The organism is Skermanella aerolata KACC 11604 (assembly GCF_000936425.1).
GTDB lineage: Bacteria > Pseudomonadota > Alphaproteobacteria > Azospirillales > Azospirillaceae > Skermanella > Skermanella aerolata.
Genome location: NZ_AVFK01000001.1, coordinates 648,357 through 660,533, shown reverse-complemented (window position 1 = coordinate 660,533; position 12,177 = coordinate 648,357). Strand labels below are relative to the sequence as shown.

The 12,177-nt window shown below is 65.2% G+C and carries 6 protein-coding genes; 4 read left to right on the top strand and 2 right to left on the bottom strand.

All coding sequences use genetic code 11. The features are described from left to right. Positions 1-692 precede the first annotated feature (692 nt). Together glgB and treS are read right to left on the bottom strand one after the other, a co-directional pair. Entirely contained in the window at positions 693-2,897 is a 2,205-nt protein-coding gene (glgB, locus tag N826_RS02940) for a 1,4-alpha-glucan branching protein GlgB (RefSeq protein ID WP_044425912.1), read from the bottom strand. Between the two features lie 50 nt (positions 2,898-2,947). Continuing rightward, positions 2,948-6,262, bottom strand: coding sequence for a maltose alpha-D-glucosyltransferase (treS, locus tag N826_RS02935; protein WP_044425773.1), 3,315 nt, complete (start codon positions 6,260-6,262; stop codon positions 2,948-2,950). A 386-nt stretch (positions 6,263-6,648) separates the two neighbouring features. Here treS and N826_RS02930 point away from each other — a divergent pair, with 386 nt between their 5' ends. The 4 genes from N826_RS02930 to N826_RS02915 all read left to right on the top strand — a co-directional run bounded on the left by N826_RS02930 (position 6,649) and on the right by N826_RS02915 (position 12,104). Further along, complete coding sequence (locus N826_RS02930) at positions 6,649-7,890, top strand: YcjF family protein (protein WP_044425772.1); 1,242 nt, start codon at positions 6,649-6,651, stop codon at positions 7,888-7,890. Then, entirely contained in the window at positions 7,887-9,440 is a 1,554-nt protein-coding gene (locus tag N826_RS02925; protein ID WP_044425771.1) for a GTPase family protein, read from the top strand. Before N826_RS02930 ends, N826_RS02925 begins: the two co-directional genes overlap by 4 nt. An 83-nt stretch (positions 9,441-9,523) precedes the next feature. Continuing rightward, positions 9,524-10,807 carry a caspase family protein gene (locus tag N826_RS02920; RefSeq protein WP_169789277.1) on the top strand — a complete coding sequence of 428 codons (1,284 nt, stop codon included), beginning with the start codon at positions 9,524-9,526 and terminating at the stop codon, positions 10,805-10,807. Between the two features lie 58 nt (positions 10,808-10,865). Beyond that, on the top strand, positions 10,866-12,104 hold the full coding sequence (locus tag N826_RS02915) for an OmpA family protein (RefSeq protein ID WP_044425770.1): 1,239 nt from the start codon (positions 10,866-10,868) through the stop codon (positions 12,102-12,104). Positions 12,105-12,177 lie beyond the last annotated feature (73 nt).

Below are 12,177 nucleotides of genomic sequence, written 5' to 3'. Positions count from 1 at the left end.
GGGAGAGGGGGGGGGAGGGTGAGGGTGGGACGTTCCATAGGGCTGCGCTGATTGTCGGCATCAAGGTAACTGCCAATGCGGACTGCAAGGGCCGAGGAAAACTCATGATTAGGGCAACGCGTTGGGCAGGAGGGGCACGCTCAAATAGGCGGCAGTATTCAGCAATGCCTTCGAAAAATTGGGTTCCATTCCGTACTTCCCAAGTGCAATAGGCAATGCCTCTTCAATAAGCGCTCGCGCCGCCTCAGCTTTCCTCAAATAAGCAAGCGTTAGCGGCCAGGCGACAACAGAATTGTGGCGGTTGCCACGTGCAGCGGACGCACGGACAAGGCGCGAGCGTGAGCCATCAGGTGCAACAATTTTGGATGGTTGCGGATGGCAACAGCCGCCTTCATTCGATCGATTACGGCATTTCGGTTTCGTCGTGGAAAACCTTTATGCCTTTGACGGCGAGAGCAGCCAGAAGCGGTTTTACCGCTTTCTGGTACGTGTGGGCGTAGCTGAAGAAGATGTCGTACTGATTGCCCACGTGTCGCCTCGCCGTCTGATGCCTTAATAAGTCGAAATCAACTGATGCGGACAATGTATCAGATGTTTGAGGCTTTTGCGATAGTTATAAAGAGATTTATAGGATTTTATACCGTAAATTGATCGACCCCGGTTTCCTGTAACCGGGGTCGATCCGTCCGATGTTACTGACGTTCCAGGATCAAAGTCCCCAGCGGCGGCACCCGAAGCAGGATCGAGTAGGGCCGGCCGTGGTGGGGGAATTCTTCCGCCTCCACTCCGCCGTTGTTGCCGACGTCGCTGCCGCCGTAGATGCCGGCGTCGGTGTTCAGGCGCTCACGGTAGAAGCCGGGGGCCGGGACGCCGACGCGGTAGCCTTCGCGCGGGAGCGGGGTGAAGTTGCTGACGGAAACGATCGGGTGCTCGCGGTCCTTGCCGTAGCGCAGGAACGCGAAGACGCTGTTGTCGCTGTCGTTGGCCTCGATCCACTCGAACCCTGCGGGTTCGTTGTCGAGTTCGTGGAGGGCCGGCGTGTCCTTGTAGAGGTGGTTTAGGTCGCGGACCAGCGTCTGGATGCCCTGGTGGTTGCCGTCTTCCAGCAGGTGCCAGTCGAGGCCCTTGTTATGGTTCCATTCGAGTTCCTGGGCGAACTCGCCGCCCATGAAGAGCAGCTTCTTGCCGGGATGGGTCCACATGAAGCCGTAATAGGCCCGCAGGTTGGCGAATTTCTGCCAGCGGTCGCCCGGCATCTTGTTGAGCAGGGAGCCCTTGCCGTGGACGACCTCGTCATGGCTCAGCGGTAGGACGAAATTCTCGCTGAAGGCGTAGATCATGCCGAAGGTCATCGAGTGGTGATGATACCGGCGATGGATCGGGTCCTTGGACATGAAGCTGAGCGTGTCGTGCATCCAGCCCATGTTCCATTTGAAGCCGAAGCCCAGGCCGCCCAGGTAGACCGGGCGCGAGACGCCGGGCCACGAGGTCGATTCCTCGGCTACGGTCATGGCGCCGGGGTGGTTGCCGTAGACCAGCTCGTTCATGCGCTTGAGGAAAGCGACCGCTTCCAGGTTCTCGTTGCCGCCGTACTGGTTGGGCACCCACTGGTCGGCCTGACGGCTGTAGTCGAGATACAGCATGGAGGCCACGGCATCGACGCGGATGCCGTCGAAATGGAATTGGTCCATCCAGTAGAGCGCGCTGCCGAGCAGGAAGCTGGAGACCTCGCGGCGACCGAAATTGTAAATCAGGGTGTTCCAGTCCTGGTGGAAGCCCTGGCGCGGGTCGGCGTGCTCGTAAAGGTGGGTGCCGTCGAAGAGGCCCAAACCGTGCTGATCCGTCGGGAAGTGGCCAGGGACCCAGTCCAGCAGCAGGCCGATGCCCTCGCGGTGGCAGCGCTCGACGAAGCGGGAGAAGCCTTCCGGGTCGCCGTGGCGGCTGGTCGGCGCGAACATGCCGATCGGCTGGTAGCCCCAGGAACCGTCGAACGGGAACTCGGTGATCGGCAGAAGCTCGATATGGGTGTAGCCCATGTCCTTGACGTAGGGCACAAGCTGGTCGGCCAGCTCGTCATAGGTCAGGTAGCGGTTGCCCCCTTCCCCATCGGGACGACGCCATGAGCTGATGTGGCATTCGTAGATCGAGACGGGTTTGGCCCGCCAGTCGGTCCGGGCACGGTCGCGCAGCCAGTCCTGATCGCTCCAGGGATGGCTGTTGAGGCCGTGGACGACAGAAGCGGTATGGGGCGGCAGTTCGGCCTGGAAGGCGTAGGGGTCGGCCTTCTGCGGCAGGAGGTTGCCGGACGGTCCCTTGATCTCGTACTTGTAGCGGTCGCCACGGGCGACATGGGGGACGAAGAGTTCCCAAACGCCGCATTCGTGACGCTTCCGCATCGGTAGCCGGCGACCATCCCAGTTGCAGAAATCGCCGATCACGGAGACGCGCGTGGCGTTGGGAGCCCAGACCGCGAAGGCGGTTCCCGCGATGCCTTCCATCTCCTGCGGATGGGCGCCCAGCCGCTCGAAGCTGCGGAGATGAGTGCCTTCGGCCAGGAGGTGAACGTCGAGCTGGCCCAGCACCGGCGGGAAGCTGTAGGCGTCGGAGAACTCGCCGGTATGGGTCGCGAAGTCGATCCGGAACCGGTAGCGGAACATGGTCTTGCGGTCGTTCAGCGTAACCGACCAGAAGCCGTCTGAGTGGACCTTCTCCAGCTCCGCGACCGGCTCGTTCGTGCCGACGTCAATCAGCGTAATCTTGCGCGCTTCGGGGATGAAGGTCCGGACGGTGACGGCCCCGTCGGGGCCGTCGGTGTGCATTCCCAGGATGCCGAACGGATCGCCGTGCTCCGCCCGCACAACCGCTTCGATTTCCTGGCGCAGGGCTTCCGCATTGATGGATTCAGCGGTGGATTCGGTCTTGGTGGGGTTCTGGATGTTGGCAGTCATCAAACTTCCCCGGTCTGTGGGCTGGCGGCATGGGCGTCGAGAATGCCGGTCACCCCCTTGATCGGGATGCCCAGCCAAGCCGGCCGGTTGGCGGACTCGTAAGCGATTTCGTACAACGCCTTCTCCAGGGTGAACAGGTCGAGCAGGCGTTTTGCAACGTCCTGATCGGCGGGATAGCTGGAGCAACCCGCAATCGCGTCGTGATAGGCGCTCAGGAAGGTGTCGGCTGACCTTTGCTCCCATTCCAGCGCTGATCCCATTACCTTCGGACCGGCATCGGCCTGAAGGTCCTCGACCCGCTTCACCGCGGCCCAAGCCGCGTAGTTGAAGGACCGAAGCATTCCGGCCACGTCCTTGAGGGGCGAATGCTTGGCGCGACGCTGATCCAGCGACTTGGCCGGCTCACCCTCGAAGTCGATGATGAACCAGTCGTTCTGCGCCTTGAGCACCTGCCCCAGGTGATAGTCGCCATGATAGCGCGTCTTGGACGCCGTGACACCCCCGGCGATGAGCGAGCCGATAAGGTCCAGGCATTCCTGGCGGCGGGCCAGCAGGGCTTCGACCTCGTCATGGTCTTCGCCGGTCAGCTTGGCGCTGGCCTGCTCCAGGCTGGCGAAGGCGCGATCGGCCTGCGCCTTGGCGTCTTCGACCCAGCGGCCAGTGTCTTCTTCGGTCACCGGCTCCGGCTCGAAAGCCGGATCGCCGCTTTCGACCGCGAGCGCGCGGTGGAGTTCCGCCGTCCGCTGGCCGAGCGTGCCGGCGAGCGACAGGTAGAACGCCATTTCCTCGGTCGAATCCCCGGCCGGGGTGTCCGCCGCCGAACCGCCGAGCCGGATTTCGTCCAGGTAACGGACGAGCTGGTCGAGGGTATAGGTCCAGCCGTCGCCCTGATTGCGGACGAAGGCCTGGACGATCATCAGCGCCGTGGTGGCACCGCCGTCCTCGACATGCTGGACGGCGCCCAGCAACGCCGGGGTGTTGCGGTAGTCCGCCACTTCGGTCAGGAAGCGGCCGATTTCCAGCTCCGGATGCTCGCCGCGCACCAGCTTGCGGTAAGCCTTGACCACCATCAGGTCGCCGACCAAAACGGACGTGTTGCTTTGCTCGACACCGAGACGGCGGATTTCCGCGTCGTCCGGCAGTTCGACTTCGGCCATCCGCTGGGTCGACTTGAACTCGATCGTGCCCAAGTTGGACTTGATCGAGTGGCCCTGGCGGATCGCATCGATGGCGGCGAGCAGGAAGTGATCGGACTGCATCGCGTCGTAGAGGCCGCCGAGACGCGGGCCGCGCCGGGCGCGGGCCATCGTGTAGGGCAGCAGCGGGGACGCCGGGGTCGCGGCGTTCTCGTCCCACGATACCGCCAGCGGCATGAAGTATTGCTGCGGCTCGTCCACGCCGGAAAGCGTCACGTCCATGATGCCGAGCATGAAGCCGTCGCCCCTGCCCGTCAGCTCGGCCGTCATGTGGACTCGGGTCGAGTTGATGACCTCGTCCTTGGCGCCGAACCAGCGCTGCTTCGGCAGGTAGTTGGGCAGGACCTCGTGGGCGAACTCGGTCGCGGCGCGGCCATTGACATTGCGCCACGCGTCGGTGACGACCAGCGTCACGAACTCCGGCATGGCTTCCGGAACCTGCTCGTGCCAGGCCGGCTGTTCGGCGGTGTTGGTCAGGCCGAACCAGTAGAAGCCGTAGGCCGGCAGGGTCAGCAGGTAGGGCAGGTCGCCGATCGGCGGGAAGGTGCTGCGGCCGAGCAGCTCGACCGGCACGCAGTTCTTGTGGCGCGACAGGTCGAGCTCGACCGCCTGGGCCGAGCGCGACAGGTTGGCGACGCACAGGATAACTTCGCCTTCATGCTCGCGCACATAGGCCAGCACCTTGCGGTTGCCGGGGTAGAGGAAGCGAAGGGTGCCGCGACCGAAGCTCTTCTGCTGCTGGCGCACCGCGATCAGGCGCTTCATCCAGTTGAGCAGCGACGACGGGCTGCGCTCCTGCGCTTCGACGTTGACGGCGTCGAAGCCGTAGATCGAATCCGCGACCGCCGGCAGGTAGAGGCGGGCGGGGTCGGCGCGGGAGAAGCCGCCGTTACGGTCGGGCGACCACTGCATCGGCGTGCGGACGCCGTCGCGGTCGCCGAGATAGACGTTGTCGCCCATCCCGATCTCGTCGCCGTAATAGACGACCGGCGTGCCGGGCATGGAGAACAGCAGGCTGTTCAGCAACTCGATCTTGCGGCGGTCGTTGTCCATCAGCGGAGCCAGCCTGCGGCGGATGCCGAGGTTGATCCGCATGCGCCGGTCCTTGGCGTAGAAGTTCCAGAGGTAGTCCCGCTCCTTGTCGGTGACCATCTCCAGCGTCAACTCGTCGTGGTTGCGCAGGAAGACGGCCCACTGGCAGGTCTCCGGGATCTCCGGCGTCTGGCGCATGATGTCGGTGACCGGGTGCCGGTCTTCCTGCGCTATCGCCATGTACATGCGCGGCATCAGCGGGAAGTGGAACGCCATGTGGCATTCGTCGCCGCCCTTGGACAGGTCGCCGAAATAGGGCAGCACGTCTTCCGGCCACTGGTTGGCCTCCGCCAGCAGCATGCGGTCGGAGTAACCTTCGTCCACGGCGGCGCGGATCTTCTTGAGGACGTCGTGCGTCTCGCTCAGGTTCTCGTTGTTGGTGCCCTCGCGCTCGATCAGGTAGGGCACGGCGTCGAGCCGGAGACCGTCGACGCCCATTTCCAGCCAGTAGCGCAGCACGCTCAGCACTTCGCGCATCACGGCCGGATTGTCGAAGTTCAGGTCCGGCTGGTGCGAGTAGAAGCGGTGCCAGAAATACGACTTGGCGACGGGGTCCCAGGTCCAGTTCGACTTCTCGGTATCGAGGAAAATGATCCGGGTGCCCTGGTACTTCTGGTCGTTGTCGCTCCAGACGTAGAAGTCGCGATGGTTGGAGCCTGGCTTGGCGTTGCGGGCACGCTGGAACCAGGGGTGCTGGTCGGAGGTGTGGTTGATGACCAGTTCCGTGATGACTCGCATGCCGCGGTCATGGCATTCGCGAACGAACTGCCGGAAGTCGCGCATGTTGCCATAGGACGGATTGACGTTGCGGTAATCGCCGATGTCATACCCGTCGTCGCGCAGCGGCGACGGATAGAAGGGCAACAACCACAGTGCCGTGACACCGAGTTCCTGAAGGTAGTCGAGCTTTCGGGACAGTCCCGCGAAGTCGCCGATGCCGTCATTATCGGCATCGAAGAAAGCCTTCACGTGGAGCTGGTAAATGACGGCATCCTTATACCAGAGGCGGTCGCTGCGATCGATCATGGTATCTCGGGCTGTTGCAAGGATCTGGGCGCCCGTTTAATTCGGGCTTGGCGGTATGGTTGTCGGGTCGGCGCGGCGGGACTGAGAATCTCGCGAGGGCGCTGAACTAATGCAGGTAACACGTGAGATCGCAGGAAGGCACAAGGCCGGCGGTCATTTTGCGGCTGGGATGACGACATCTCCCTTCCCGTAGGTGAATGTAATCGAATGTCATCACGGACAACGTGGGGTTGGTGGCGGGTTTCGGGGCGGCTGCTGTTTCGGCGGAACCGGTATAACACGTGCATTCTTAAGATTTTCATCCTATTAGCGTCTTTACGGCAAACTTGCGTGCAAGCACCATGTCTTGTACCACTCTTGCTCGCCGATCACAGCGGATGGCTCCCATGTTGACGTTCCTCAATCGGACTGGAGAGCAGTTGTCGGGCTGGTGGCGCGACGTCTACGACACCGTGCTGAACCCCAGGCCCGATCCGGCCGGCGACATCAAAGTCGCCGAGGAAGCGCGGGCCAAGGCGCCGGTGATCTGGCTGCTGGGCATGGTCGGGACCGGCAAGAGCTCGATCGTCGGAACGCTGACCGGCAGCACCGAGGCGGAGGTCGGAACCGGCTACCGTCCCTGCACCGCGACGGCGCGGGTCTACGAATTTCCGCCGGAAGCGCCGGTCATCCGGTTCCTCGATACTCGAGGATTGGGAGAAGTTGCCTACGATCCGTCCGAGGATCTGGCGCTGTGCGAGAGTCAGGCGCATCTGGTGCTGGCTGTCGTGAAGGCCGTCGGGCCGGTGCCGCCGGCGGTGCTCGAAGCACTGGTCCAGGTGCGGCGGCGTCATCCGGACTGGCCGGTGGTGGTCGCCCAGACCACCCTGCACGATGCCTATCCCGGAAAACCGCATCCCCTGCCCTACCCGTTCCTGGGCGGGATGCGGATCGGAGGGGATGCGCTGGACCGCAGCCTCGCGGCGCAGCGGGCGGCGTTCAAGGCGTTGCCGGGCAGCGGCGCCGTTTCGTTCGTGCCGATCGACTTCACGCAGGCGGGCGACGGGCTGGAGCCGGAGGACTACGGCGTCGACGCGCTGTGGTCTGCGCTGGAGGCGGCGTCGACCAATGGCGTCGTCTCCATGGCGCGGCGCAGCCTGAAAGACGCCGGCGGGCCGGGGGCCGGACGCGCGTTGTCGCATGTCTGGGGCTATGCCGCGACGGCGGGAGCGATCGACACGCTGCCGGTGGCCGGAGCGCTGGCCGTACCGGTCGTCCAGGGCAAGATGCTGCACAGCCTTGCCGGCATCCTGGGCGTGACCTGGACGCGGACGACGCTGGCGGAGTTCTCCGGCTGCCTGGGCGCCGGCGCCCTGCTGCGCTTCGGCGCGCAGTTCGGCGTGCGCCAACTGGTCAAGCTGGTGCCGGGATACGGAACGCTGATCGGGGGAGCCGCCGCCGGTATCGCAAGCTTTGCCACGACATACGGGCTGGGGCATGCCGCCGTGCTGTACCTGACGACGCGGCGGGCGGGGAACGAGTTCGACGCCGAAGCGGTGGCGGCCGAGTTTCGCCGCGCCATGACGGAGGCGACAGGTGCTGCCAAGGCGAGCCGCATGTTTTCCAAGGACGGGACTTCCAGCACATGAAGCGCATCGTCGGGCCTCGGCGGCTGCTATGGGCGGCGGCGATGGCGCTGGGCGCCCTGCCCTTCGCGGCGCTGGTTCCGCTGGGACTTGCATGGCTGTGGCAGCGGGAGGAACTGGGCGTCTGGCTGGTCGGAGGTTCGGCCTGCTTCGTGGCGGCGGGCGTGCTGTTCCGGCGCGCGGCGCGGCCGCTTTCAGGCGCAAACGGAAGTGGGAACGGGAGCGGGAACGAGGCTTCGGACGACACGCCGCCCGAGGCGGAATGGACGCCGGCGGACAAGATCGCGTGGCAGCGGGTGCAGGGCTTCGCGCGGCGGGCTTCCGGCGCGATGCTGATGGACCAGCATTCGCTGATGGCGGTCGCCGGCGCTGTCATGGAGGACGTGGCGCGGCACTACTGGCCCGACCGGACGGAGGCGGTCTGGCACTTCACGCTGCCGGAAGCGCTGCTGCTGGCGGAACGGGTGGCGGAGCGGACACGGACGCTGACGGTCGAGGCGGTGCCCGGCTCCCGCAGCATCCGCCTCGACAACGTGATGCGGCTCTACCGGGCCAAGCAGTCGGTCGCGGCAGCGGCCGGCATGTTCTCCGGGCCTTGGCGGATCGGGCGGATGACGATCAACCCGGTACAGGCGCTGGCGGCCGAGTTGAACCAGCGGGTGCGCGGTTTCGCGGCGGCTGGGCTGTCCAGCCTGATGCTGGACCGGATCGCCCGGATAGTGATCGAGGAAATCGGGCGGGAGGCGATCAACCTCTACAGCGGGCGGCTGCGCGCCGATCTGGACGAGTTGGCGGGGTTGCAGCCGGCTGCGGTGGCGCCGTCGGCGGCTGGACCGCTACCGTTGCGGATCATGGTCGGCGGCAAGGTCAATGCGGGCAAGTCCAGCCTCGTCAACGCGCTGTGCGGCGAGGTGGTCGCGGCGGTCGACGTTCTGCCGGTGGGCGATGGGGCGACCAGCCATGCGGTCGGCGGAACTGGCGACCGGCCGGAACTTGAACTGATCGACTGCGCTGGACTGGACCGCGAAGCGGCGATCCCGAAGCTGACAGAGATCGCGCAGGCCTGCGACCTGATCCTGTGGGCGGCTGCCGCCAACGACGGAGCCAGGGACCTGGACCGGCGCCTGCTGGACGCAGTGCGCGCCCATTTCGCCGCGCACCCGAGCCTGAAGGCGCCGCCGGTGCTGGTGGCGCTGTCGCATATCGACCGGCTGCGGCCCTTCACCGAGTGGACGCCTCCCTACGACATCGCGGCGCCGTCGGGACGCAAGGCCGAGGCGATCCGGGGAGCGGTCGATGCGACGGCGGAGGCGCTGGGCGTCGGGCCGGACGACGTGGTTCCCGTACGGCTGGACGCGGGAGCGCTCTACAACGTGGACGCCTTATGGGCCGCTGTGGCCGCCCGGCTGGACGAGGCCCGGCAGGGCCAGCTCATCCGGCTGCTGCGGCTGGCCGGCAAGGGCGGCGGGATATCGGAGGTGGCGCGGCAGGCGGTGAGGGGCGGCCGGCTGCTGACTGGGCTGGTGATCGACGGCATCGTCGGGAAGAAATGACCAGTGAAGAAGTGAACAGGATCATTCCTGGATTTCGCCGAAACTGTTAACCTTGACCCATCGCAACGATGCGGGAGTTGGCTGTGTCGAGGTTCGCCGCCGTGGTCGCCGCCGCCTTCATTCTCCTAGGTCAGGTTCTGGCCGGGCCGGCATTCGGCGCGTCCGGAATGCCGGCAGCCGGCGACAGGCTTGCCCTGGTCATCGGCAACGGCAGGTACGAGAATGTGGCCGAGTTGCCGAACCCGGTCAACGATGCGCGCGCCGTGACGGCGGCGCTGAAGCGGATCGGATTCTCGGTCGTCGAAGGATACGATCTGAGCTTCACGGCGATGGCGGAAAAGCTGAAGACCTTCGGGCGGGCGGCGGAAAAGGCTTCGGTCGCCGTGGTCTTCTATGCCGGCCACGGCTTGCAGATGCAGGGGACCAACTATTTCCTGCCGGTCGATGCCAAGGTCCAGCGAGAACGCGATCTAGCGTATGACGCGATCTCGCTCGACATGATCCTGCGGGAAGCGGAACCGGCACGCGACCTGCGGATCGTCATCCTGGACGCCTGCCGCGACAACCCGTTTGCCGCTCGGATCGCGCGGGCCGGCGGAACCACGCGGGCGCTTCAGGTTTCGGAAGGTCTGGCCCAGGTTGGAAATGTCGGGCGCGACACTCTGGTTGCCTATGCGACGGCGGCCAATGCCCTGGCGGACGACGGCAGCGACAGTCACAGTCCATACACCACGGCGCTGCTGAAGCACCTGGAAACGCCGGGGCTGGAGATCAACCTGCTGTTCGGCCGCGTCCGCGACAGCGTGTTCGAGGCGACGGCGGGACGACAGACGCCGTTCACCTACGGTTCGCTCGGTGGCGATCCGTTCTACCTGATCCCGCCGAGCGACGTCAGCGGTACCAGGGCACCTGCGCCAGGCAACGCGCCGGAGCGGGAAGCGCTATTCTGGCAGGCGCTGGAGAGCAGCACGGAACCTGCCGATATGCTGCTGTATCTGAAGTACTTTCCGGACGGCCCGCATGCGGGAGAGGCATTGCGCCGCCTTCAAGGGTCGGGGGACCGCGGGAAGCCGGAAGTCGCGGCCCTGCCGAATACGCCGGAGATCCCGGCTGCCGAGCCGGCACCGGCTTTACCGCCGCCGGCACCTCCCCGGAAGCCCACGGCGACGACGACGCCCACCCCCGCGATCGTATCCATTGAAAGCGATGTCCCTTTAGCCAAGGATACGATACTCCAAAGACAAACCAAATTGCGCGAGAGAGTGTCTGGAGCCAAGGAACCGCGCTGTGCCACTATTATGGAACGTGCGCAACTTGGCGAGGGTTTAACCGATGCGGATAAGTCGTTTCTTCGGAACAACTGTTGACGGCTTCTCCGATCTTTTGCCGGGCACCAGCTTGTGTCGTGATAGCTTCAAGCTTTTGATGCTATCCGCACTGGTGCTAAGCGGCTGCGCCGGTCCCCAAGGCAACACCCAGGCGCCGGCCGTAACACCGCCGCCTGCCGCCGCCGTAGCAATTCCCGGCACTACCGCCGTTCCTCCCGCCCCTGCCCCGCTGGTCGAGCCGGTGCCGTTCGACGAAGCGGTGGCGAAGGCGACGGCCACGGTGTTCACCAGTCAGACGCTGCCGCCTCCTGGGCCGTCGGGACGATACCCTGTCGTGATAGACCCGCTGGTGGACGGCATGACGGGATCACAGTCGGCGGCGACGCGAGCGATCCAAAAGAGGATCACCGAACTGGTCGGGCAGCAGTATCCCCAGTTCGAGATCAAGCCCTTCACCAGCGAGAACGTCGCGGCAGCACCGCTGGTCCTGGTGGGGACCTTCACCCCGGTCAGCAAGGAGGGCAAGACGGCCGGCATGCGGGAAGCCTATCGGTTCTGCCTGGTGCTGGCCGACCTGAAGTCGGGCCGGACCGTCTCCAAGGGCGTTGCCCGCGCACGGATGGAGGGAGTGGACACGACGCCCACGCCGTTCTTCCAGGACAGCCCGACCTGGACGAACGACAAGGCGACGGAAGGCTATATCACCACCTGCCAGGGAACCAAGGTCGGAGATCCCATCGCCGCCGGTTACCTGGACGGAATCTTGACCGCCGCCCTGGTCAGCGACGCCATCGAAGCCTACGACGCGGGCCGCTACGAAGAAGCATTGGACCTTTACAGGGCAGCGGTTCAGACACGGGCGGGCGACCAGTTGCGGGCTTATAACGGGCTCTATCTGGCCAACCTGAAGCTGGGCCTGCGCGACGACGCGGCACAGGCGTTCGGCGACATCGTCGATTACGGGCTGCGCAACAACAGGCTGGCGGTCAAGTTCCTGTTCCGTCCGGGATCGACGGCGTTCGTCTCGGACTCCCCGGTGAGCGGCGACTACGACCGCTGGCTGGACGAGATCGCCGAGCGTGCCGTCCGCAGCCCGTCATGCCTGGAGGTCGCCGGCCATACCAGCCCGACCGGCCCGGCTCCGCTGAACGACCGGCTGTCGCTGCTGCGGGCGGAATATGTCAAGACGCGCCTTGGCCAGGAAGAACCGGCGCTGACGGCGCGGACCATCGCCAACGGCATGGGATCGCGCGACAACCTGATCGGCACGGGACGCGACGATGCGACAGACGCGCTCGACCGGCGGGTTGAATTCAAAGTGATCGGCGGGTGCTGATCGGGAGCGTTAGATGTCGGGCTGAAGAGGCCCGACCTACGTGAGCGTGCTCTTTGCAGGTCGGGGATCTTAA

Excerpts from the sequence above, each read along its gene's own strand:
- treS (WP_044425773.1), bottom strand. The coding sequence starts at position 6,262 with ATGATCGATCGCAGCGACCGCCTCTGGTATAAGGATGCCGTCATTTAC.
- N826_RS02930 (WP_044425772.1), top strand. The coding sequence starts at position 6,649 with ATGTTGACGTTCCTCAATCGGACTGGAGAGCAGTTGTCGGGCTGGTGG.
- N826_RS02925 (WP_044425771.1), top strand. The coding sequence starts at position 7,887 with ATGAAGCGCATCGTCGGGCCTCGGCGGCTGCTATGGGCGGCGGCGATG.
- N826_RS02915 (WP_044425770.1), top strand. The coding sequence starts at position 10,866 with ATGCTATCCGCACTGGTGCTAAGCGGCTGCGCCGGTCCCCAAGGCAAC.